Source organism: Sciscionella marina DSM 45152 (assembly GCF_000379465.1).
Classification (GTDB): domain Bacteria; phylum Actinomycetota; class Actinomycetes; order Mycobacteriales; family Pseudonocardiaceae; genus Sciscionella; species Sciscionella marina.
In genome coordinates this window covers 124637-147385 of record NZ_KB905436.1, presented here as the reverse complement: position 1 = coordinate 147385, position 22749 = coordinate 124637, and the positions used below count along the sequence as shown (strand labels likewise).

23 protein-coding genes are annotated in these 22749 nt (G+C 69.6%); 8 read left to right on the top strand and 15 right to left on the bottom strand.

The genetic code is table 11. The features are described from left to right. Window positions 1–35 precede the first annotated feature (35 nt). Complete coding sequence (locus tag A37U_RS52320; RefSeq protein ID WP_020501649.1) at window positions 36–200, bottom strand: hypothetical protein; 165 nt, start codon at window positions 198–200, stop codon at window positions 36–38. Window positions 201–429: 229 nt separating this feature from the next. On the opposite strand from A37U_RS52320, the gene A37U_RS0136700 reads away from it, so the two are divergent. Further along, complete coding sequence (locus A37U_RS0136700) at window positions 430–1443, top strand: ArsR/SmtB family transcription factor (protein WP_020501648.1); 1014 nt, start codon at window positions 430–432, stop codon at window positions 1441–1443. On the opposite strand, the gene A37U_RS0136695 is transcribed toward A37U_RS0136700, so the two are convergent. Further along, complete coding sequence (locus A37U_RS0136695; RefSeq protein WP_020501647.1) at window positions 1430–2212, bottom strand: IclR family transcriptional regulator; 783 nt, start codon at window positions 2210–2212, stop codon at window positions 1430–1432. The genes A37U_RS0136700 and A37U_RS0136695 overlap by 14 nt on opposite strands. Window positions 2213–2226: 14 nt before the next feature. Further along, window positions 2227–3570: an MFS transporter gene (locus tag A37U_RS0136690; protein WP_020501646.1), complete on the bottom strand. Its 1344-nt coding sequence runs from the start codon at window positions 3568–3570 to the stop codon at window positions 2227–2229. 171 nt (window positions 3571–3741) lie between these two features. Between A37U_RS0136690 and A37U_RS0136685 the strand changes: the two genes are divergently transcribed. The 6 genes from A37U_RS0136685 to A37U_RS0136660 are packed head-to-tail and all read left to right on the top strand — an operon-like array spanning window position 3742 to window position 8987. Beyond that, on the top strand, window positions 3742–4641 hold the full coding sequence (locus A37U_RS0136685) for a DUF6282 family protein (RefSeq protein ID WP_020501645.1): 900 nt from the start codon (window positions 3742–3744) through the stop codon (window positions 4639–4641). A gap of 6 nt (window positions 4642–4647) precedes the next feature. After that, entirely contained in the window at window positions 4648–5502 is an 855-nt protein-coding gene (locus tag A37U_RS0136680) for a cupin domain-containing protein (RefSeq protein ID WP_020501644.1), read from the top strand. Continuing rightward, entirely contained in the window at window positions 5499–6236 is a 738-nt protein-coding gene (locus A37U_RS0136675; RefSeq protein WP_020501643.1) for an HpcH/HpaI aldolase family protein, read from the top strand. The genes A37U_RS0136680 and A37U_RS0136675 overlap by 4 nt, the downstream gene beginning before the upstream one ends. After that, entirely contained in the window at window positions 6233–7546 is a 1314-nt protein-coding gene (locus A37U_RS47185; RefSeq protein ID WP_020501642.1) for an MFS transporter, read from the top strand. The genes A37U_RS0136675 and A37U_RS47185 overlap by 4 nt, the downstream gene beginning before the upstream one ends. After that, window positions 7536–8573, top strand: coding sequence for a dihydroorotate dehydrogenase (locus A37U_RS47180; RefSeq protein ID WP_020501641.1), 1038 nt, complete (start codon window positions 7536–7538; stop codon window positions 8571–8573). The genes A37U_RS47185 and A37U_RS47180 overlap by 11 nt, the downstream gene beginning before the upstream one ends. Window positions 8574–8618: 45 nt before the next feature. Then, window positions 8619–8987, top strand: coding sequence for an RNA-binding S4 domain-containing protein (locus A37U_RS0136660; RefSeq protein ID WP_020501640.1), 369 nt, complete (start codon window positions 8619–8621; stop codon window positions 8985–8987). A gap of 326 nt (window positions 8988–9313) precedes the next feature. Here A37U_RS0136660 and A37U_RS0136655 read toward each other — a convergent pair whose 3' ends face one another. From A37U_RS0136655 to A37U_RS0136625, 7 genes are all read right to left on the bottom strand, one after another. Continuing rightward, window positions 9314–10267 (bottom strand): NAD(P)H-dependent flavin oxidoreductase, encoded by a 954-nt coding sequence (locus A37U_RS0136655; protein ID WP_020501639.1) that lies wholly within the window; start codon window positions 10265–10267, stop codon window positions 9314–9316. After that, the gene (locus tag A37U_RS0136650) at window positions 10267–11844 is read right to left on the bottom strand and encodes an AMP-binding protein (RefSeq protein WP_020501638.1); all 1578 of its coding nucleotides are present in this window, start codon (window positions 11842–11844) and stop codon (window positions 10267–10269) included. The genes A37U_RS0136655 and A37U_RS0136650 overlap by 1 nt, the downstream gene beginning before the upstream one ends. A 5-nt stretch (window positions 11845–11849) precedes the next feature. Beyond that, window positions 11850–12599, bottom strand: a complete 750-nt coding sequence (locus A37U_RS0136645) for an enoyl-CoA hydratase/isomerase family protein (RefSeq protein WP_020501637.1) — start codon at window positions 12597–12599, stop codon at window positions 11850–11852. 2 nt (window positions 12600–12601) lie between these two features. Then, entirely contained in the window at window positions 12602–13789 is a 1188-nt protein-coding gene (locus tag A37U_RS0136640; protein WP_020501636.1) for a CaiB/BaiF CoA transferase family protein, read from the bottom strand. Beyond that, window positions 13786–14517 (bottom strand): enoyl-CoA hydratase/isomerase family protein, encoded by a 732-nt coding sequence (locus A37U_RS0136635; RefSeq protein WP_020501635.1) that lies wholly within the window; start codon window positions 14515–14517, stop codon window positions 13786–13788. The genes A37U_RS0136640 and A37U_RS0136635 overlap by 4 nt, the downstream gene beginning before the upstream one ends. Next, complete coding sequence (locus A37U_RS0136630) at window positions 14510–15436, bottom strand: hydroxymethylglutaryl-CoA lyase (protein ID WP_020501634.1); 927 nt, start codon at window positions 15434–15436, stop codon at window positions 14510–14512. Before A37U_RS0136630 ends, A37U_RS0136635 begins: the two co-directional genes overlap by 8 nt. A 62-nt stretch (window positions 15437–15498) precedes the next feature. Continuing rightward, a complete protein-coding gene (locus A37U_RS0136625) occupies window positions 15499–15951 on the bottom strand; it encodes a MarR family winged helix-turn-helix transcriptional regulator (RefSeq protein WP_020501633.1) in 453 nt (150 codons plus the stop codon). Between the two features lie 124 nt (window positions 15952–16075). Here A37U_RS0136625 and A37U_RS0136620 point away from each other — a divergent pair, with 124 nt between their 5' ends. Continuing rightward, window positions 16076–17416: an MFS transporter gene (locus A37U_RS0136620; RefSeq protein ID WP_020501632.1), complete on the top strand. Its 1341-nt coding sequence runs from the start codon at window positions 16076–16078 to the stop codon at window positions 17414–17416. A gap of 2 nt (window positions 17417–17418) precedes the next feature. Here A37U_RS0136620 and A37U_RS0136615 read toward each other — a convergent pair whose 3' ends face one another. The 5 genes from A37U_RS0136615 to A37U_RS0136595 are packed head-to-tail and all read right to left on the bottom strand — an operon-like array spanning window position 17419 to window position 22740. Further along, window positions 17419–19047: an amidohydrolase gene (locus tag A37U_RS0136615; RefSeq protein WP_020501631.1), complete on the bottom strand. Its 1629-nt coding sequence runs from the start codon at window positions 19045–19047 to the stop codon at window positions 17419–17421. Further along, a complete protein-coding gene (locus A37U_RS0136610) occupies window positions 19044–20069 on the bottom strand; it encodes an ABC transporter ATP-binding protein (RefSeq protein ID WP_020501630.1) in 1026 nt (341 codons plus the stop codon). The genes A37U_RS0136615 and A37U_RS0136610 overlap by 4 nt, the downstream gene beginning before the upstream one ends. Further along, entirely contained in the window at window positions 20062–20850 is a 789-nt protein-coding gene (locus A37U_RS0136605) for an ABC transporter permease (RefSeq protein WP_020501629.1), read from the bottom strand. The genes A37U_RS0136610 and A37U_RS0136605 overlap by 8 nt, the downstream gene beginning before the upstream one ends. Next, complete coding sequence (locus A37U_RS0136600; RefSeq protein ID WP_020501628.1) at window positions 20843–21703, bottom strand: ABC transporter permease; 861 nt, start codon at window positions 21701–21703, stop codon at window positions 20843–20845. Before A37U_RS0136600 ends, A37U_RS0136605 begins: the two co-directional genes overlap by 8 nt. Beyond that, window positions 21700–22740: an extracellular solute-binding protein gene (locus A37U_RS0136595; RefSeq protein WP_020501627.1), complete on the bottom strand. Its 1041-nt coding sequence runs from the start codon at window positions 22738–22740 to the stop codon at window positions 21700–21702. The genes A37U_RS0136600 and A37U_RS0136595 overlap by 4 nt, the downstream gene beginning before the upstream one ends. Window positions 22741–22749 lie beyond the last annotated feature (9 nt).

The following is a 22749-nucleotide window of genomic DNA, read 5'->3' as shown; positions in this document are numbered from 1 at the left end:
GAGAAATGACCGCGGATAGCAGAGTCAGCCGATCGTCAACAGATCGTCGGGCAGCTCGTGCACTGGGTCAGATGCGTGTCCGTGCTCAGGTTGACCGGGCGGAGCTCGTCCGGATTGAGCACGATGCGGGCATCGAGATCGAAATGATCGAGCTCGGTGTCCAGCCGAGGTGCCGACGGGGTTTCGAGAGCAGCGGTCATGGAAAACTCCTTACGCTGAATCCGGGAAATGAATCGAACGAGCACCGATGGTCGGCATCCGGAGCGTCGCTGCCAAGCTTTTCCATCTCGCTCGAAAAGCTGGTGCCGTTCGGTTCACACAGCTTGGGGAAAACAGCACCACCGGGCCGGTTCCGGCGGCTAGAATCGGCGGCACTGCCTCTCAAAAACAAGAGAAACGGCCCTTAGCCGAGAGGACTCGTCTGCGAAGATGACGCTGCGCATTCACTTCACTACCGACGATCTGGCCCGGCTCACCATCGCTTCCGCGCCCGATCCGATGTGGGAGCTGTTGCTCAGCCTGCACGTACTGCAGGGCACCGGTGAGGAGGCCCTGTTCCGGCACTGGCGCTCCCAGGTACCGCGGGTGCCGGAAGTGCGGCGGTTGTTCGCCCTCGCACCGCCGAAGGGGTATTCGGCGGATTTCCTCACCCCGGAGCACGACAGCAAGGGGCTCTCCGCGGGACTGGAAGCCGTACTGTGCACCCCGCCATCGCGGGTGCGGGCCGATCTGCGGTTGCTCGCGAGGCAGCGCCCCTTGCCCGCGTGGGCCGAACTCCTGGCCAGCAGCTGCCGGGCCGCGCTCGCCGAGCTCATCCGCATCCTGGCCGGGTACTATCGCACCGCGCTGGAGCCGTACTGGGCGCAGATCGAGGCCGAGATCCGCCAGGACCGCGAGATCACCGTGCGGGACATGGCCAGGGACGGCACCAGCGGAATGCTGCGCACCCTGCACTCCGCGCTGACCTGGCGGGCTCCGGTCCTCGAACTGCGCGGTTCGCACGTGTCCGGCGATCTGCACCTCAACGGCCGGGGATTGCGGTTGGTGCCCTCGTTCTTCTGTCACGGCAGCCCGACGACCCTCGCCGATCACACGCTGAGCCCGGTGCTCGTGTACCCCATCGTGCGCACCCAGACCCGGATGAGCGCGCCCGCGGCCGGTTCCGAGGACGGGCTCGCCGCGCTGACCCCGCTGCTCGGCGCCACCCGTGCCAGGGTGCTCATGGCCGTCGGGCCCGGCTGCACCACGACCGAACTCGCCAGGCAGTGCGCGGTTTCCCCGGCTTCGGCCAGTTATCACGCGGGCATTCTCCGTGCGGCCGGGCTGCTGAGCACCCAGCGCACGGGTACCGCGGTGCGGCACACGGTGACCCCGCTCGGCAGCGGGCTGCTGCGCCCCCGGCACCACGGGGCGCCGCGGGATCAGCAGGTCACCCCGTCCTAGCGGGTACCGGATCGGTGCCGCCCATCCGTTCGGTGATCTGGCCCGCCGTGCGGATCAGCTCCTCCCGGATGGCCGTGGCCTCGTCCAGCGGAAGCGTGCGCACGGTACCGACCAGGGCGATCGTGGCGCAGACGCCGTACTCGTCGAACACGCCGGTGGCCAGTGCGGTGATCCCGGAGTCCGCGAGGTGATCGCTCGCGACGCCGGTGCGCCGGACCTCTTCCAGATCCGTGTCCAGTTCCTCGCGTTCGGCGCTGGAGAGCGTGCCGAGCAGGCGCTCGACCCGGAGCTGATCGGGCAGGTGGGTGAGGAAGATCTTCGCCTGTGCCGAGCGCAGGCCCAGTTGGGTTCCCACCCGCACGGTCACCAGCACCGATCGGGTGTTGTCCTCCTCGGTGCGGGACACCACCGGCCCGGACGAGCCCCACAGGCTGATCACCGTGGTCAGGTGGGTGGACTGGCAGAGCTTGCGCAGGAACGGCGGCGCGATGTCCAGCACCCGCCGCCTGGCCAGCGCCGCCGCGCCGAGCTGGAGCAGCAGGCCGCCCGGTTCGAAACTCGAGGGTTCCGTTGTGCGTTCGAGCAGTCCGGCGGTGACCAGGGAGGTGAAGTAGCGGTGCGTGGTACTGCGGTTGAGGCCGAGCTGTTCGGCGGCCTCGGCGACCGTGGTGGTGGGGTTCTCGACGGAGAACAGGCCGAGGATCTGGCCGACCCTGCTCACCGCTTGAATGTCGCCGGAGGACACCGATCCCTCGATCTCACGCGTCACTGGGAGCTCCCTCGTCATTCGTGTCCTCGCTCAACGGTAGCGGTGTGTTCCGGCTCCATCACGACATGCCTGGTTTCCGGTCCGAGCAGGGCACCGGTGCTGATCAGCAGCCCGCCGACGACCACGAGCACCACCGGGGTGAGGTGCGCGGGCAGCACCGTGCCGAGCCCGTTCAGGTAGACCGCGTAGAACGCGGGCAGGATCAGCGCGAGGCTGTACCCGACTCCGTAGCCGCTCGCGCGCACCTCGGAGGGAAACCGTTCGGTCAGATAGGCCGCGATCGGGCCGAAGGTGCCGATGGTGAACACCACGACCAGACAGCAGGCCAGGATCACCGGACCGAGGGCGCTGACGCTCATCGCCAGGACATAGGAAGGAGCACCGATCACCACCACCGCCACCCCGTAGCCGAGGAAGAAGCGGCGGCGGCCGATCCGTTGGGACAGCATCCCGAACAGCGGGTAGCACACCGCGACCACCGCGGAGGCGACCATCATCGCGATCGAGACCTGCGCGCTGCTGAGCCCGACGTGCGAGGAGAGCAGCCCCGGCAGCACCGCGATTCCCGCATTGGTGGCCAGCCAGGCCCCGGTCATCAGCACGAAGATCTGCAGCAGCGCGGCCCGGTGCCGCCCGCGCAGCAGCAGAAGCAGCGGGGAACCCTGCCTGGTGCGCGTGGTCGGCGGCTCGTCGACCTCCTTGAGATAGGAGCGGAACAGCACGAGTGAGAGCAGCGCGCCGATCGCGAACGGGATCCGCCAGCCCCACTGCACGTAGGCGGAATCCACACCGGCCGAAGGCATGACCGAGAGCAGCAGCAGGGTCAGCGCACCGGCGAGCGCGTAGGAACCGGGCGAGGTGCAGGTGATCAAGCCCGAGACCAGCCCGCGCCGCGATCGCGGGCTCCATTCCATGGCGAGGGGGACCGCGGTGCTGTATTCGCCGCCGAGGAAGATGCCGCCGATGAACCGCAGTGCGATCAGCGAACCCGCCGAGGCGAAGCCGATCTCCGCGTAGCCGGGCAGCATGGCGATCAGCGCGGTGGCGATGCCGAACCCGGCCACCGCGACCAGGGTGGATTTCCGCCTGCCCTTGGTGTCCGCGAAGTGACCGAAGATCGCGGCGCCGAGCGGGCGGGCGATCAGTGTCGAGGCGAACACGAACGCGTCGAGCAGTGCGGCCGCGCTCGCGCTGATCCCTTTCGACTGAAAGTACGCGGTCGCCGGGGCGAGCGCGAGGATCGGCAGATAGATGTCGAACTGGTCGACGAAGTAGGCCAGCACTCCCGCCCGGATCGCGGTGCGCGCCTTGCTCTGGTCGGTGGTGACCGCTCCGGGACTTCGCGTGAGCTCGTTCATCGGTTCTGACTCCTTGCGGTGAGCTCGCCATTGAATGTTCACACTACGAATACAGAGTCTCCATGGCGAACGATAGGAGCGGAATTCTATGGAAGCAATGACCGGATCCGATATTGACGTTCGAATCGCGAACATGCATCCTGCTATACGAACATCAAGGAGGAGCGTTCGATGACAGAGTCGTCTCAAACCGATACCGTCGCCACGGTGCTCAAGGGCGCCGTCGATCTGCACTGCCACTCCGGGCCGAGCCCGTTTCCCCGCCGCTTCGACCACGTGGAGGCCGCCCGGGATGCGCAGGAGCGCCTCGGGATGCGGGCGATGGTGGTGAAATCCCATCACCACAACACGGTCATGGATGTGCTCGCCATGGCGCCGCGCCTGCGTGAGCTGAAAACCGAGGTGTACGGCGGGATCGCGCTGAACAGCTTCGTCGGCGGGCTGAACCCGCACGCCGTGCGGATGTCGCTGCGGATGGGCGGCAAGGTGGTCTGGTTCCCGACGATGTCCTCGGGAAGGCACATCGAATGCCACCACGCGGGCGACGGATTCCCCACCGAAACCGTGCCGCTGACCTGCGAGCGCATCGACATCCACGGCGAGAACGGGGAACTGCGCCCCGAGGTGTTCGAGATCCTGGACGTGGTCGCGGAGACCGGGGCGCTGCTCTCCGGTGGGCACATGTACCCCGAGGACATCCGGGCGCTGTTCGAAGCGGCGGGAGACAAGGGAATCCGCAGGCTCATCGTGAACCACCCGAACTTCGTGATCGGTGCGGAACCCGAGCAGTGCCTCGACTACGTGCGGCTGGGCGCGTTCATCGAGCACGAAGTCGGCATGTACGACCCGGAAGGGCACATGCACTGGGACCCGAAGATCCTGCTCGACTGGATCGAGAAGGTCGGCCCGGAGCACACCGTGATCTCCTCGGATCTCGGCCAGGCCTCGAACCCCAAACCGGTGGACGCCTATCTGCGGGTGTGCGGATCGCTGCTGGATCTCGGCCTCCCGGAGAAGGAACTGCGGCTGATGACCTGTGACAATCCGGCCTATCTGCTCGGGCTGGAGTGAGCACGCATGTACACCAAGGATGATCCGCGCTCCGCACTGTCCACTTCGGATTCCTCGGCCGAGGCCATCGCCGCGCCCGAGTACCACGATTTCACCGGATCCGCGCGGCCATGGGCGGTGCGCGGGCAGAACGTGATCGTGTCCGGCACCAACGAGCCCTGGTCCGGGAATCTGCGCTTCGAACACGTGCTGCTGCTGGTGCACGAGGACTCCGCGGCCGAGGTGCGCGCGCAGGGAGATACCGTGAGCCTGCACGGGCAGGGCCTGATCGCGATCCCGCCGGGAGAAGCCGAGATCCGCCCGCTCGGCGCGGGGGATCTGGTGCGGCTGATCCAGGCCGATGAGCCCGGCTGGGCGGAGCAGACCGCCAACGCCGCCTCCTACGCCGAACCGCATCCCCGGGTCGCGCCGCTGCGGCCGTGGCCCGAACCCGAGGGCGGGCACCGGTTGCGCGCCTATCCACTGGCCGGAATTCCCGAGGACCCGAAAAGGTTCGGGCGCATCTTCCGCACCCGCGCGTTCATGGTGAACTTCCTCCCGCCCGGTGACGGTCCTCGGGACCCGGCAAGGCTCTCCCCGCATCACCACGATGACTTCGAACAGCTTTCCCTTGCCGTGCAAGGCGAATTCCTGCACCACATCCGCACCCCGTGGACGGCGGATTCGCGGAACTGGCGCGCGGACGAGCACGTCCCGGTCGGCAGCCCCTCGATCGCGGTGATCCCGCCGCCGACCGTGCACACCACGGCGGCGACCGGGGCCGGGCGTAATCAGCTCATCGACATCTTCTCCCCGCCCCGCGCCGATTTCTCCGCGCAGCCGGGCTGGGTGCTCAACGCCGAGGAGTACCCGCAGCCATGAGCATGTTCGACAGGGCGGAGGTCCCGATCGGGACCTGGCTGAAGATCCCCGCCCCGGAACCGGTGGAAATCCTCGCGCACGTGGGATTCGACTTCGTCGTGGTCGATCTGGAGCACGCGCCGCTGAGTCTGGAGACCGCCTACCGGATCGTCAACAGCGCGGCCGCGCTCGGGCTGACCCCGCTCGTCCGGGTGCCCGACCACACGCCGGCGATGATCCAGAAAATTCTGGACGCCGGGGCCCACGGGCTGCTCGTGCCCAAAGTGGACACCGCGGAGCAGGCGCGCGCGGTCTGCCGGGCGATGCGGTTTCCGCCGGACGGTGAGCGCGGCGCGGGCGGCACGAGCAAAGCCGGTCGCTGGGGACTGCGGCCCGCGGCGGAGTACTACGCGCAGCGTCCGCTGTGCATCCCGCAGCTGGAGAGCGAGCAGGCGATCCGTTCGGCGGCGGACATCCTCGCACTGTCCGATGTGGACGCCGTGTTCGTCGGTCCCGCGGATCTTTCCCTTTCCTTCGGCACCACCCCGGACGACGCAGCCGTGCGGGAACTGATCGGGCACGCGATCCGGGAGGCGAAGGCGGCGGGTAAACCGTGCGGGATCGCCTTCGGGGACGCGCCGCCGGTCGCCGCCGCCATCGAGGACGGCTGCGGATTCGCGCTCGTCTCGAACGACACCGGAATGCTCGCCAAGGCGGCGGGTGGCCTCCTGGAACGGCTCAGGGGCGTGGAGTGAGCACCGATGCCAAACAGCTGCGCCGGATCGCGTTCGCCTCGCTGATCGGGACCATGGTCGAGTGGTACGACTTCTACATCTACGGCACCGCGGCCGCGCTGGCGCTCGGTGACCTGTTCTTCCCCTCGCTGAGCCCCATCGCGCAGACGCTGTCCGCGTTCGCCACGTTCGCGATCGGGTTCATCGCCCGGCCGCTCGGCGGCATCGTGTTCGGCCACCTCGGTGATCGCATCGGCCGCAAATACGTGCTGATGCTGACCCTGCTGATGATGGGCGGCTCCACCTTCCTCATCGGGCTGCTTCCCGACTACGGCACGATCGGCGTGGCCGCCCCGATCCTGTTGGTGCTGCTGCGTTTTCTGCAGGGCATCGCGGTCGGCGGGGAATGGGGCGGGGCCGCGCTGCTGAGCGTGGAACGGGCCCCGGCGAACCGGCGGACCTTCTACGGTTCCTTCACCCAGATCGGTTCGCCGCTCGGCCTGCTGCTCGCCGCCGGAGTCTTCGCGGTGGTGCAGGCGATCTCCGGGCCGGGGATGCACAGCTGGGGCTGGCGGATCCCGTTCCTGCTCTCGGTTTTCCTCATCGCCATCGGGCAGTTCGTCCGTTCGCGCATCGAGGAGCAGCCGGTGCCCGGGGAACGCGCGAAACCGGCCGGGCTGCCGCTGGGCACGGTGCTGCGCGAGCACTGGGCCGCCGTGCTGCTCGGTACCGGAGCGATGGTGGTCACGCTGACCGGTTTCTATCTGTCCACCACCTTCCTCACCAGCTACGGCACCAAACAGCTCGGGTACAGCTCCGGCGAACTGCTCACCGGAACCATGCTCGTCGCGGTGATCCAGATCCTGGCGCTGCCCCTGGCGGCCATGCTCGCCGACAAACGCGGCAGGCTCCCGGTGATCCTCGCGGGAACCGTGGTCAGCGCGCTGCTCGCCGTACCGCTGTTCAGCCTCGCCGACACCGGGATCGTCGGGCTGCTGTGGCTGGGCATGATCCTCTACAACATCGGCCGCTCGCTGATCTACGGCCCGCTGCCCGCCTTCGCCGCCGCGCTGTTCCCCGCCACGGTGCGGTTCACCGGGATCTCGCTGTGTTACCAGCTCGCCGGGATCCTCGGCGGTGGCATCGCCCCGCTGATCGCGGTCGCGCTGAGCAGCGGCGGGGCGACGCTGCCGGTCGCGCTGTACCTGGCCGCCATGGCGGTACTGTCCGGTGCCTGCGTGCTCGTGATCCGCTATCGCACCGGGACCGATCACCTCGCGGCCGAACCGGCCGGGGAGCAGCTTCAGAGAGGGAGCACCGTTGACCGCTGACCTGTCCACCGCGATCGGGCCGCTCGCGCTGAAGAACCCGGTCATCGCGGCCTCCTGCGAGGCGACCATCGACGAACACGGCCTGCGCGCCTGCCTCGATGCCGGGGCAGGCGCGGTGGTGGCGAAATCGGTCAACGAATCCCCGGCCGCCGCGCGCCAGCTGAACATCGCCGAGTACGCCCTGCTCGGACGTGAGGGGTCGCGGGTCGAGTGGGGATCCCAGTCCGGCACCGAGAGCCTGCTGTGCCGATCCGGGCTCGCCCAGGACAGCCTGGACGACTGGCTCGCCATGCTCGGACGGGTGCGCGCACATGCCGATTCCCTTGGCGCGCACCTGATCGGCAGCATCACCGTCGCCGAGGCCGAGCCCGCGGCCCGGATCGCGCGCGAACTGGCCACCGTGACCTCCGCGGTGGAACTGAACGTCGGCGCCCCGCACGGCCGCGAAGCCGGTGCGGTACGCCAGCTCACCGGACCGGAACTGGTCGCGCACTACACACGGACGGTCCGCGCCGGACTGGATGCGCCGCTGATCGTGAAACTGCCCGCACAGAGCGATGATCCGCTGGCGCTGGCCCGCGCGGCACGCGAGTCCGGAGCGGATGCGGTCACCATGATCGGACGATTCACCGGGTTCTGGCCGGATATCGACAGCGGGGTACCGGTACTCGGCTCGGCGGGCGCGGTCGGCGGGCCCGGCATGCTCCCGGTGAGCCTGTACTGGGCAGCGAAGGCGTTCACCGCCGGTGCCACCCCGCTGATCGGCACCAACGGCGCGCGCGACGGCAGCGATATCGCCCGCTTCCTGCTCAGCGGCGCCTGCGCGGTGCAGCTGGCGAGCGCGATCCTGCTGCGCGGCCCGGAAATGCTCACCGAATGCGTGCGCGAGCTGGACGAGGTGCTGACCGCGGCCGGGTACCCGGATGTGCGCGGCATGATCGGGCGCGCCGCGCGCCGCTCCCGCGGTTATGCGGAGATTCCGGAGAACCCGGCCCCGGTGCGGCCATGGGAGACCGGCGACACGTAGCCGCCCGCGTTGTGCGGCCGACGGTCTTCGTCGTATCGTCGGCCGGTGGAATCCGTCCGTATCGATCGCTGGCTCTGGGCGGTGCGGCTGGCGAAGACCCGCCCGATCGCCGCCGCCGCGTGCCGGGGCGGGCATGTCAAGATCAACGGCCGGCCCGCCAAAGCCGGTACGACGGTCACCCCGGGTGACGAGGTGCGGGCCCGGATCAACGGCCGGTCCGTCATCGTCGAGGTGGTCCGGGTCATCCAGAAGCGCGTGGGTGCCTCGGTCGCGGTCGGCTGCCTGATCGACCGAACCCCCAAACCGGTGGCCGCGGACACCGCACCGGTCGCCCGCAGGGAACGCGGGGCGGGCAGGCCCACCAAGCGGGACCGCCGTCAGCTCGACCGGCTGCGCGGGGATCAGCGCGGATAGCCATGGCAGGCGTTGAGGTGTGGGCCGCAGGGATCCGTGAGCGAGCTCCCGGTACCGGGGCGGAACCGCGCGGGTGACTGGACGGCCTGGGCGAGGCCACCGTTCAGGTGCGCAAGACCTTCGTGGCGTTGGTCGGCCGCGCCGCACCTTCGCCCGGATCCGGCCTGCCACCCGCGATCGCGTCTCGGCGACCACAGGCCGGTACGCCTCGTGTTGCACACCGTGGAGGAGGTGGAGAGGAAGCCGCCGAACTGTTGCGCGAAGCCTATGCCGCCGACAGCTGAGCAGCTGTCCGAAAAGGACCACGGAACGGGTCGGTTGGCCGGTCAGCGCGGTAGTTCCCGTACTGCCGCGCGGTATTCCTCGGCGAGGGTGCGCACGACCTCGGCGGCCGGGCGGACCTCGTCGATGAGGCCCGCGCTCTGCCCGGCCTCGATCTTGCCCTCGTGCACGTTCCCGTCGAAGGCGGCCATCTTCAGGGTGGCTTCGGCGAACCGGGCCTTACGGAGTTCGAGGCTCGTGCCGTCCTGTTCGAGCTCGGTCATCGCGCGGGTGAAGGAATTGGGCAGGGCGCGGATGACGCCGAGCTCACGGCCGATGGGTTGGGCGTCCCCGAGCGCTGCGGAGAGCACGGCCCGCTGATAGTCGGGATGGATGTTCGCCTCGGCGCTGAGCAGGAAGCGGGTGCCGAATTGTGCCGCGCCCGCGCCCAGGGACAGCGCGGCGGCGAGCCCGGATCCGTCGGCGAAGCCACCGGAGGCGATGAGCGGGATTCCCGGCACCGCCTTGGCGATGGCGCGCACGATCACCAGGGTGGAGACCATGTCCGGCGGCGGATGGCCCCCGGCTTCGGCACCGACCACGACGAGCCCGTCGGCCCCGGCATCGGCGGCTTTGCGCGCGTGCTCCGGGTTGGCGACCACGTGCAGGCAGACCGTGCCCGCCGCGTGGAACCGCTCGAGGTAGCGGCGCGGCCCGCCCTGGGAGGCGATGAGCACCGGGATTCCCTCCCCGGCAAGCACATCCATGGTCTCCTCGGCTCCCTTGCGGTAGAGCGGAAGGTTGACCGCGAACGGCCGTTCGGTGCCCGCCCGCAGTTCGCGTACGGCGGCACGCAGTTCCGGGATGCGCATCGGGCCGGCGGCGAGCACACCGAGGCCACCGGCCTGGGAGACGGCGAGCGGCAGCGGTGACGCCGAGGAAGCCCAGGACATCCCCGCCTGGACGATCGGCAGTTCGATGCCGAGCAGCCGGGTGACGCTCGTGGCAATACCGGTCATCACTGCGCCAGCATCCGGACGGCGTGCTCGGCGAGCCTGCTCTTCTGCACCTTCGCGCTGGCGGTCATGCCGATCCCTTCGAAGTCATCGACGATCCGCAGATGCCGGGGCACCTTGAACCGGGCCAGCTCGCCCCGGCACCAGTCGAGCAGGTCCGCTTCGGCGACCTCGTGTTTGAGCACCACGAAGGCGAACGGGACCTCGACGAGCCGGTCATCGGGCACCCCGACCACCGCGGCCTGGCGGATCGCCGGATGCCGGTGCAGCACCGCCTCGATCTCGGCCGGGGCCACGTTCTCCCCGCCGACCCGGATGAGTTCCCTGGCCCGCCCGGTGAACACCAGCCGGCCGTCCGTGCGCAGCTCGCCGAGATCACCGGTGGCCAGCCAGCCGTCGGCGTCCACGGCGGCCGCGGTCTGCTCCGGCATCGCGTAGTAGCCGCGCATCACGTTCCACCCGCGCACCAGGATCTCGCCCGGCGGCCCCGCCTCGTCGTCCCGCAACCGGACCGAGACCCCGGGTTCCGGGGCCATGGCACCGGACACCCGCAGTTCCTCGTCCTCCCACCAGGCCGACTGGGCGACGTTCGGCGAGGCCTCGGAAAGTCCGTAGCCGACCACCGCCTCGGCCGCGCCCAGTTCCTCGATCACCCGGCGCACCACGGTCGGCGATGCGGCCAGCCAGGCGCCGCGCAACCGCAGCCGGTACCGCTCCCGGTCCGGGTGGTTGAGCAGCATCAGCGCGATGGTGTCGTTGCCCGCGAAGTGCGTGCAGCCTTCCTCGGCGAGCAGCCGCAGCGCCGTCTCCGGTTCGAACCGTTCCGCGGTGACCAGGGTGGCGCACTGTTGCAGGCAGGCCAGGATCGACAGGGTGGTCCCGGCGACGTGGAAGAACGGCCGCCCGCTGTAGAATCGGTCGCCCGCGCGCAGTCCCATCCGGGTCGCCGAGAAAAACGCGTCCGCGCACATGTTCTCGTGGGTGAGCAGCACGCCTTTGGGAAAGGATGTGGTGCCCGAGGTGTACTGGATGAGCGCGACATCCCCGGGTTCGGCGCACGGTGCGATCTCCTCGCGCGCGCCCGCCAGGAAATCCGCCCAGCTGCGCGCCCCCGCGGGGACATCGCCGCCGAGCACGACGACCTGGCGCAGTTCCGGCAGCTTCGGATCCGGCAGCCTGGTGTCCACCGCAGGGCAGATTTCCCGCAGCATCGCGGTGAATTCCGAGCTGAGCACCCGTTCGGCCATGATCAGCAACCGGATGTCCGACTGGCGCAGGGCGTACTCGAATTCGGCCGCCTTGAACCGGGTGTTCACCGGGATCGTCACCGCGCCGAGCGAGGTGATCGCGAGGAACAGGGCCACCCAGCGCGGGCCGTTGCCGAGGCAGAGCCCGACGTGATCACCGCGCCGGATTCCCGCGCCGTACAAAGCGGAACGCAGCCGGGCGACCTCCACGGACAGCTCCGCGTAGCCGATCCGCCCCCGCGGGCCGACCACCGCTTCGAGTTCCCCGGCGACGAACGCGGCCCGCCGCAGCGCCGCGTCCGTCGTGAGTGGACAGATCCCGGTCAGGTCCATGGCGCTCACTCCTTCGTCCGGTCCGCGAATTCCTCGACTCCGCGCCGCCAGCCGCCGTCGGCGAGGTTGCGCTCGATCGCGGTCATCTCGATGCGGATCCCGGTGCTCAGCTCGGTTTCCGCACCGAGGTCGACGGATTGTTTGGTCAGCCGCAGCGCGAGTGGGGGCGCCGCGCGGATCGCCTGCACCGTCTCGTGCACCAGTTCCTCGAAGTCCGCTTCCGGGGCGAGCCGGGTCACCAGGCCGAGGCGTTCGGCCTCCGCGGCGCCGAGCACGCGGCCGGTGAACAACAGTTCCTTGGCCCGCCGTGCACCGATGACCCGGGGCAATCGCTGGGTGGCACCGACCGTGCCCCAGTGCGGTTCGGGGAACCGGAAACTCGCCGCCGTCGAGGCGAGTACGAAATCGCAGCTCATCGCGATCTCCCCGCCGGAGCCGACGACCGGGCCGTCCACCGCGGCGAGCACCGGTTTGGCGCAGCGTTCGATCGCCTCGTAGGCGGCGAACGAGGCGATCCGGCGCCTGCGCACCCAGGACTCGTTCTTTCCTTTGCGCTCCTTGAGATCCGCACCCGCGCAGAACACCGGCCCCTCGGCACGGACGAGGACGAGGTGGACATCCTCATCGGCGTCCAGTTCGGCGAAGGTGTCCCGCAGCGCGAGGCACATCGGCAGGTTCACCGCATTGCGCGCCCGGGGGCGGTTCAGCCGCACCTCGGCCACACCCGCGTTCCTGTGCACCAGCACCGGTTCCACCCTCAGATCACCTCTTCCCTGCGCAGTGCCGCGATCTCGGTCTCGGGCAGCCCGAGGTATTCGGCGAGCACGGATTCGGTATCGGCGCCCAGTCCCGGTGGTGTGCCGGGTTCCGGATCCGCGAAACCGCTCAGCCGCAACGGTGTGCGCAGCGCGGGAAACCGCCCTTCGGCGGGGTGTTCGAAATGCCCGACCATGCCGCGGGCCACGGTGTTCGGGTCCTCGAGTGCTTCCCGCACGGAGTTGACCTCGCCGACCGGGACCTCCCTGGCCCGCAGCGCCGCGGTGAGTTCCGGGCGCGGCCGTTGCGCGAACGCGGCCCGCAGCGCGCCGAGCACCCGCTCGCGCTGGCCGAGTCTGCCGCGGTTGTCCGCGAGCCCCGGATCGGCGCCGAGTTCGGTGAGCCCGAGCACCTCACACAGCGGAACCCAGTGCTGGTCGCTCGCGCTCAGGTGCAGCCAGCGGCCGTCGCGGCACTGGAACGCGGCCGAGGGCACCCGGCCGGGATGCTGGGTGCCCTGCCGGACGGGGTCCTCCTCGTAGGCGAACAGCCGGGCCGCGGCCAGCGCGAGCAGGCTCAGCTGAACGTCCATCATGGCCACATCCAGCTGCGTGCCCTTTCCGGAGTTCGCCCTGCCGAGCAGCCCGGTGAGCACCGCGATCGTGGTCCACAGCCCGGAAGCCAGATCCGAGACGGGAACACCGGCCTTGGCCGGTGGGGCGTCCGGATGCCCGGTCAGGTGCATGATCCCGGACAGTGCCTGGAAAATCGTGTCGTAACCCTTGCGGTCACGGTACGGCCCGTCCTGCCCGAATCCGGTGTTGGACACGTAGACGAGGCCGGGATTGACCGCGGAAAGCGTTTCGTAGCCGAGGCCGAGTTTGTCCAGGGTGCCCGGCAGGAAGTTCTCCACCAGCACATCGGCCTTGGCGGCGAGCCCGGCGGCCAGTTCCCGGCCGCGCGCGGACTTGAGATCCAGGGTGATCGAGCGCTTCCCCCGGTTGAACGCGAAGAAGTACGCGCTCTCTCCCGCGGGCAGCCGGGGTTCCCAGCCACGGGACTCGTCGCCGCGGCCCGGGCGCTCCACCTTGACCACGGTCGCGCCGAGCTCGGCGAGGGTCTGGGTGGCCAGCGGGGCGGCGAGTACCCGGGAGAAATCCAGGATCGTGATGCCGGACAAGGGTTTCATCGGCTCTCCCGGAACCCGCGCATGATCACGTTGACATCCTGCCCGGCCCGCATCGCCTCGGCATAGGGCAGATCGGCGACCCGGTGGAAGAGCCGTTTCGTGGTGGCCATCGCCAGCGGGCTCGCCTGCGCCCAGCTGCGCGCGATCGCGAGTCCCTCGGTGAGCAGCCCTTCCGCCTCGGTGACCCGGTTGGCCAGGCCGAACTCGAGCATCTCCGCGCCGTTCAGTACCCGGCCGAGGCTGATCAGTTCGAAGGCCAGCTTGGGTCCGAGCTGGCGCTGCAGTCCGGTGAGCACGACCGCGGGCACGATGGAGTGGCGCAGCTCGGGGTAACCGAATTTCACATCCTCGGCCACCACGGTCATATCGGCGCCGATCGCCAGCCCGGCGCCGCCGCCCATGGCCGCGCCCTGCACGAGGGAGACCACCGGGGTGGACAGCTCGCGCAGCAGTGACTGGGTGCGGCTGGTCAGTTCCGCGCGCTCGAGCACGGCGGCCGGATTCTCCGGGGTCAGCTGCCCGAACTCGGAGAGGTCGGCCCCCGCGCAGAATCCCCGCCCGGCCCCGGCGAGCACCACGGCGCGCACGTCATCGGAGCGGTCGGCCTCGACCAGCGCGTCGTGCAGCGCCCGGGTCAGTTCGGTGTTGAGCGCGTTCAGTTTCTCCGGCCGGTTCAGCCGGAGCACGCGCACCCCGTCCTCGTCCTCGGTGTGCAGTACCTCAGGCATGCATGCCTTCTTTCCTGGTCTTGGCGATCATGCTGTAGAGCTCACGGCCGAGCGCCTGCTCGCAGCGCACCGAAGCCGCGGCGAGCAGGTCCGGATCGAGCCCGGTCTCGATCCTCATCGACTCGAACAGCGCGACCAGGTCTTCGGTGCAAGCGTTCCCGGTGAGGCCCTGCCCGTAGGCGATCTTCGCCGGGTGCCCGCCGACCCCGCCGAAGGCCGAATCGAAATGCCGGCAGCCCGCGTCCAGCGCGGCGACACAGTTGGCCAGTGCGGTGCCCCGGGTGTTGTGCAGATGCGCCACCACCGGAACGGTGATCCCGGCGCGCTCGATGCGCCGGTACAGATCCGCGACGGTACGCGGGTTCGCGGCACCGATGGTGTCCCCGAGGGTGATCAGTCCGGCACCGAGTTCGGCGAACGCGCGGATGTCCGCGACCACCGATCCGGGATCGACCGCACCCTCGAACGGGCAGCCGAAGGCCACCGACACCACGCCGACGAGGGTGAACCTGCCCTCGGCGAGCCGGGTCATCTCGGCGACCCGCTGCCACTGGGTGGCCCGGTCGGTGCGCAGATTGCGTTCGGTGTGCCCTTCCGTCGCCGAGACGAGGAAACTCAGTTCCTCGGCGCCACGGCCCGCGTCCAGGTCGGCGAGTGCGCGCCGCACCGCGTGCGGATTGGGGCAGGTCGCCTTGTACGCGACGCCTTCGCGCTTCGGCAGCCCGGCGAGCACCGCACCGGCGTCGGCGAAGGCGGGGACGTGTCCTGGGTGGCTGTAGCTGGTCGCCTCGATCCGGCGGAACCCGGCCGCGGTGAACGCGTCGAGCAGTTCGAGTTTGGTCGCCGTCGGCACGGTGCGCGGCTCGTGCTGCAACCCGTCGCGGGCGAAGCATTCGCAGATCGTCACGCGATCCGCCATCGGAGTACCTCCTGGGAACGGTTGCCCCAGAAGTATCCCGAATGTGTTGATATTGTCAACACTCAGGAGGGTTGCTGACTCTCCAGTGCCTTGGCGAGCTTGCCGAGTTTGTCCAGCGCCGAGTCCAGCGCCGCGCGTTCCTGTTCGGTCAGGCAGGCGAGGAAGGCGTCGTTGCGCTCGTTGGCCGCGTCGATCAGCCCCTGGTAGACGGTCTTGCCCTTGCGGCTCAACGACAGCCGCGTGCTGCGGCCCGCTCCGGACTCGCGGTCCAGCAGACCGCGCTCGTCCAGCTTGGCCACCACCCTGCTCATCTGCGCCTTGTCCAGTCCGGCGCGCCCGGCGAGCCGGTTCAGGGTCAACGGCGAGTCCTCGCCGAGCAGGGCGAGGGTGCGCCACTCGCCGAGGCTGACGTCGAACTCCCTGCGGTACCTGGCGGCCGCGCTGCGTGAGATCGCGTTCGCCACCCGGTGCATCCGGTAGGAGAGCAGCTCGGAGATGGAGAGCGGGGTGTTCATCCGGTGATTCTAGGTCACCGCCCCGGGGTTCCGCCGCAAGACCGGGTGTTGACATTAACAACACCGCGGCAGAGACTCGGTGCCGCAGCCGGGTGTGCCAGTCCGCCGATTCTGGAGTGAGACAGTGACGTCGATTTCGCACGAGGGACAGGGTGACCGTGTCGCCGCGGGAGTGCCGCGCGCCGCGCTCTACCGGAAGGTCGCGTGGCGGGTCATGCCCTTGCTGCTCGCCTGCTACGTGGTGAGCTTCGTCGACCGCACCAATGTGGGCATCGCCCAGGTCCGGTTGAAGGCCGACCTCGGGTTCAGCGAGGGAGTCTACGGGCTCGCCGTCGGGCTGTTCTTCGTCGGCTTCATCATCTTCGAGGTACCGAGCAATATGCTGCTCGCCAGGATCGGGGCGCGCAAAACCCTGGTGCGCATCATGATCTCCTGGGGTGTGGTGACCGCGCTGACCGCGCTCGCCACGACACCGGAACTGTTCTACGGCGCGCGGTTTCTGCTCGGTGTCGCCGAGGCCGGGTTCTTCCCCGGCGCGCTCTACTACCTCGCGCAGTGGTTCCCCTCGGCGCGGCGCACCCGGATGACCGCGCTGTTCTTCCTCGGTGTCCCGCTGTCCGGCATTCTCGGCCCGCCGGTCTCCGGCTGGGTGATGCACACCTTCGGCGGTGCGCTCGGCCTGCACGACTGGCAGTGGCTGTTCGTCGTCGAGGCCGTCCCTCCGGTACTGCTGGGGGTGCTGGTCCTGGTGTTCTTCCGGGACAAACCGGCCGAGGCGGGCTGGCTGAGCGAGGCGCAGCGGCGGGCCATCGCCCTGGATCTTGCCGCCGATCAGGAACGCAAGGGCGCGGGCAGCAAGCATTCCGGGCTGCTGCGCGCGCTGCGCGATCCGCGGGTCTACGTGCTCGGGCTCGTGTCCTGTGGCTGCTACACGCTCGCCAACGCGGTCTCGTTCTGGACGCCGCTGATCATCAACAGTTCCGGGGTCGGTGATGTGCTCGATATCGGGCTGCTCGCCGCGATCCCGCCGATCCTCGGCATGGTCGTGATGCTGTTGTTCGGCAGGCATTCCGACCGCACCCTGGAACGGCGCTGGCATGCGGCTGGCGCGGAGTTCTTCGCCGCCGCCTGCCTTGTCGGTCTCTCGTTCGCGGACGGCAACCCGTATCTGGTGATCGTGCTGCTGACGCTGATGACGGCGGCGCACTACTGCGGGCTCACCGTGTTCTACTCGATTCCCTCGATCTATCTGTCCGGCCCGGGCGCGGCCAGCGGGATCGCCATGGTCACCACGATGGGCTCGTTCGCCGCGGCCACCAGTCCCGCGCTGCTCGGCTGGATCCGCACCACCACCGGAACCCTCGATCTCGGCCTGCAGATCAGCGCGGCCGTCGTCGTGCTCGGCGGGGTGCTCCTGCTGCTCGGCATTCCCGCTCGCGCGCTGCGTGAGGCCGCCGATCGGTGAGCTCATCCGGCCACCACGCGGCCGCCGAGCACCGTCAGCACCGAGCGCAGCTCCAGCAGTTCCGCGCCCGTCGCGGTGACCGGATCGCCGTCGAGCACGGCCAGATCCGCGAACCGGCCGGGTGCCAGGGTTCCCTTGTGCCGCTCGGTCTTCTCCATCCAGGCGGGCCCGCTCGTCCACAGCCGCAGGCCCTCCTCGCGGGTGAGCCGGGCGGCGGGTGCGGCGAACGGATTCGGCCCAGGCACCCCGGTGAACGTGGCCAGCCCGCGCCGCCAGTCCGGATCGGTGACCGGGGCGTCCGAACTGTCCGCCGTCGGCACCCCGGTGTCCAGCAAGGCGCGCGCGGGAAAGGCGTCAGCCCATTGCCGCTCGCCGAGGGTGCGCACCATCGAGGGGCCGCTGTAGGTGCGCATCAGCGAGCTGGTGATCACCCCGATTCCATGGCGCGCCAAGCGTTCGTGCACATCCGGGGACAGGAAGGTGCCGTGGATGAGCACATGCCGGGCATCGGGCCAGTGGTCTTTGGTGGTCGCTGCCTCGGCGGCTTCGATGGCGTCCACCACCGCGTCCGCCGCGCGGTCCCCGGTCACGTGCACCTGCACCCGGATCCGCCTGCGGTGCGCGAGCCGGATCAGCGCGTGCAGTTCGCGGACCCGCTGCGCGGAATCGGCGCCCGCGGTGACCAGATTCCCGTGCCCGCCACCGGAATAGGGCCGGTACATCCACGCCGTGCCATGGGTGGGCACCCCGTCGGCGAAGAGTTTGATCCCGCCGACGCCGAGCAGTTCGTCGTGTTCTCGCGGCAGCGGCCCGTCGAGTGCGCGCCGCAGTCCGTCCGCGCTGTCCGTGGCCGGTTCCTCCCAGTGCAGCAGCGCGCAGATCCGCAGGGTGAGCCGGCCTGTCGCGTGCAGTTCCCGGTAGTCCTGCCACAGCTCGGGGGTGACCATCGGATCGGTGACGCTGGTGACACCGATCCGGTTCAGCCGCGCCATCGTCGCGGCGATCGCATCCAGCCGTTGCGCCCGCCCCGGTTGCGGGAGCAGGCGTTTCACCAAGTCCTGCGCGGATTCCAGCAGCAGCCCGGTCGGTTCCCCGTGCTCGTCGCGCACGATCTCGCCCGCGGGCGGATCCGGGGTGGCCGCGGTGATCCCGGCCCGGCGCAGCGCGGAGCTGTTGCACCACACCGAATGGGCCGAGGCGTGGTGCAACAGTGCGGGCCGGTCACCGGTGACCGTGTCCAGCCAGTGCCGGTTCACCCGCGCGGTCCCCTCGGCGAACTCGGCGATGCTCGTCTCCCGCCAGCCGCGGCCGAGCACCCATTCGCCGGGCGGTGCGGTACCCAGTGCCGTGGCCACCGCTTCCAGGTTTCCGGCCGCGGTCAGGTTCACGCAGAACTCCGGACCGGAAAGGGCATGCCAGATCAGGTGCAGGTGCGCGTCGTTGATCCCGGGCACCACCGTGGCGCCGTCCAGATCGACCACCCGGGCAGCGGGCCCGGCCGCGGCGGTCACGACCCGGTCCGTACCGACGGTGTGCACCCGGTCCCCGCGGATCAGTAGCGCCTCGGCGGTACCGGACTCCGGGTCGAGGGTGCGCACCGATCCACCGCGCAGCAACAGTTCCTCTGTCATTTCGGGTTCCCCTCGGCGTCCGGGACGACGGCCTCGTGTTCGGGATGCCAGGCCACGACCACCTCGCTGCCCGGCCGGTGCTCATGCGTGGTCCCGGCGCCGAGCACCGCGCAGCCACGTGCGCCATCGGCATAGCGCAACCAGATCCGGCTGTGGTCACCGACGTAGACGACATCGGTCACCGTGGCGCTCCTGCGCTGCTGCCCGGCGGCCACGGATTCGGTGCCGGTGTGCAGGGTGACCCGTTCCGGGCGCACGATCGTCACCTCGCCGGGGCGCAGCCGCAGGGCATTGGACTCGCCGAGGAACTGGGCCACGAACAGGGTGCCCGGGCGCTCGTAGAGTTCCGCGGGGGTACCCAGCTGTTCGATGCGGCCCTCGTTGAACACCGCGATCCGGTCCGAGAGGGTCAGCGCCTCCTGCTGGTCGTGGGTGACGAACAGGAAGGTCATGCCCAGTTCCCGGTGCATGTGCGCGATCTCGCGCTGCAACTGGTCGCGCAGCCGTTTGTCCAGTGCCGCGAGGGGTTCGTCCAGCAGTAGCGCGCGCGGTTCGTAGGCGACCGCGCGGGCGAGCGCGACCCGCTGCTGCTGGCCACCGGAGAGCTGGCGGGGAAACCGTTCGCGCACCCCGGAAAGCCCCACCATCTCCAGCACCTCGCCGACCCGCCGGTCGATCTCCGCCTTCGGCCGCTTGCGCTGGGTCAGCCCGAAGGCCACATTGCGCGCGACCGAAAGATGCGGGAACAGCGCGTACTGCTGGAAGACCACGCCGAGATCGCGCCGATGCGGTTTGAGCCGGGAGATCTCGCGCCCGTCCACGGTGATCGAGCCCGCGGAAAGCGGGGTGAAACCCGCGATCATGGACAGCATCGTGGTCTTGCCCGATCCGGAAGGACCGAGGAAGGTCATGAACTCCCCGTCCGCGATGTGCAGCGACACATCGTCCACGGCGGGGCGTTCGCTTCCCGGATAGGCCTTGGTCACCTGCGTGGTGGCGATTCCGGTCATCGGTTCAGTCATGGTGGCTCCGTCGGCGGAGGAACTGCGGCACGAGCAGCAGAACCGTGGTCAGTACGACGATGAGGCTGGAGGCGGCCGCGATCGTGGGATCGATCTCCAGGACGATGGACTCGTACATCTTCACCGGCAGCGTCTTGATGTCCGGTGTCTGCAGGAAAAGCGCGATCACCACCTCGTCGAAGGAGGTGGCGAAGGCGAACACGAAACCGGAGACGCAGCCGGGCGCGATGAGCGGGAGCACGATCCGGCGCAGTGTGCTGAACCGGCCCGCGCCGAGGCAGGCGGCGGCCTTCTCCATGGTCGGGTCGTAGTGCGCGAGGCTGGTCTGCACCGATGTGATCACGAACGGCACCCCGAGCACGGTGTGCGCGAGCACGAAACCGAGCATGGTTCCGTTGAGCTGCCAGCGCAGGAACACCCCGTAGATCGCGACCGCCACCACGATGCCGGGCAGGATCATCGGTGCCATCAACAGCTGCCGCAGCACCCCGCGGGCCCGGAACCGGGCGCGGTCGATGCCGAACGCGGCCGCCGTGCCGAGCACCGTGGCCAGTGCCGCGGCGAGCAGCCCGACCTGGAGCGAATTCGCGAGCGAGGCGAGCCACTGCTTGCTGGTGAAGAATTCCGCGTACCAGTGCAGCGACCAGTGTTCCGGCGGGAACCGGAAGGTGGACCCGGCGCCGAAACTCATCGGGATCACGATCAGGGTCGGTGCGACCAGCAGCAGGCCGACGAGGGTCACCCACAGCCGCAGTCCCCAGCCGAGCGTGCGCTCACCCACGGTCCCCACCTCCGGTCATACTGGCCCCGACCGGACCGGCGACCCTGCCGAGCAGGGCGAGCACCACCAGGGTGATCACCAGCAGCACGGCACCGAGCGCGCCCGCCCCGGGAAAGTCGAGCAGATCGTTGACCCGGGTGCCGATCACCTGGGCGACCAGCGCCTGCTGCGGGGTGCCGAGCAGCGCGGGGGTGATGTAGAAGCCGAGCGACATGATGAACACCACCGAGACCCCGGAGAGCACCCCGGGCATGGACAGCGGCAGATAGATCCGCAGGAAGGCGGTCGGGCGCGGCGCGCCGAGACTGCCCGCGGCGTGCAGCAGGCCCCGGTCGATGCCGAGCATCGCGTTCTGCAGCGGCAGCACCATGAACGGCAGCATCACCTGCACCATCGCCACCGTCACCCCGGCGACCGAACCGAGCAGCGTGACCCCGTGGATGCCGATGGCCGCGAAGGCCCGCTCGATCACCCCGCCACGCTGTTCGAGGACGTACCAGGCGAAGTTGCGGGCCATCAGGCTGGTCCAGAACGGCATCAGCACCAGCAGGGTGAGCAGTCCGCGCGCCCGCCGCCCGACAAGGGTCATCGCGTAGGCATAGGGATAGGCGATCAGCAGCGTGACCGCGGTGATGATCAGCGCGGTTCCCAGGGTGCGCAGCACGACGCGCAGCGCGACCGCATCGCCGAGCACCGCGAGATAGTTGCCGGGGCCGAACTCCGGTTCGGCGATGCTCCGCCACAGGATCGTGGCCAGCGGGTAGAAGAAGACGACGAGCAGCACCGCGGCGGCGGGCAGCAGCAGCCAGTGCGCGCGGGCGCGGGGTTTCCCCGCCGGGCGTATCGCGGTCATCCGGTCGTCCAATCCGACCAGGCCTTGGCCACCCAGGTGCGATTGGCCGCCCACCACCGCACATTGCTGAGCACCCGCCGGTCCGCCATGTCGGCGCCCCAGAAGTCGAGTTGCCGTGCCTTGGCGGGAAACCGTGGTTTCGCCGCCTTGTTCGCGGGCCCGGCACCGGAGAGCTCGGCGAAGGCGGCCGAACGCGCAGGCGTGCAGACGTACCGGATCAGCTGCTTGGCCTGTTCGCTGCGCCGGGTTCCCTTGGGTACCACGAGCACATCCCAGGTGACCGGGATCGGCACCCCGGGCACCACCTTCCAGTCCGCCCCGTCCGCGAGCAGCGAGTAGGCGCGCGCACTGACGATCAGGGCCATATCGGCCTGTCCGCCCGCCATCCGCTGCTGCTGATCGCCGTAGGTGCTGCTGATGGTCAGCTCCGGCCGGATCCGGTCGTACATCCGCAGGGCGCGGGGCACATCGAGCGGATAGAGCCGGTCGCGTGGCACCCCGTCCGCGAGCAGTGCCGTTTCCAGCGTCCCGACACTGGGATCGCCCCCGTACACGATCCGCCGCCCGGGAAACCGGTCCGGATCGAAGAAATCGGCCAGGCTGCGCGGCGGATGCTCGCCGTAGACCTTGGCGTCGTACATCAGCGTCATACCGAAGAACGCGTCCGGGACACCGCATTCGGTCAGCGTTCCGGGCGGGAAGTCCCGCGCCTGCGCGCCCATGTCGACCGGTTCGAGCAGGCTGCCGCAGGCCTGGGCGGCCGCCGAGGCATCGGTGTCCACGACATCCCAGCCGACCTTGCCCGCCTCGACCATGGCCTTGAGCTTCGCGTTGCTGGTCGGCCCGTCGATGGTGACCGTCGTCCCGGTCTCCTTCTGATACGGCTCGAGCCAGGCGGTGCGCTGACCGGTCTGATAGGCGCCATGCCCGTAGGAGACGAACACCAGGGAGTTGGCCCCGCCCTCGGAGACGGCGCATCCCGTGACGAGGGCGAGGATCGTGACCGCAGACAGCAGCGTCGATGTCCGGCGTGGCACGGTTTTCCC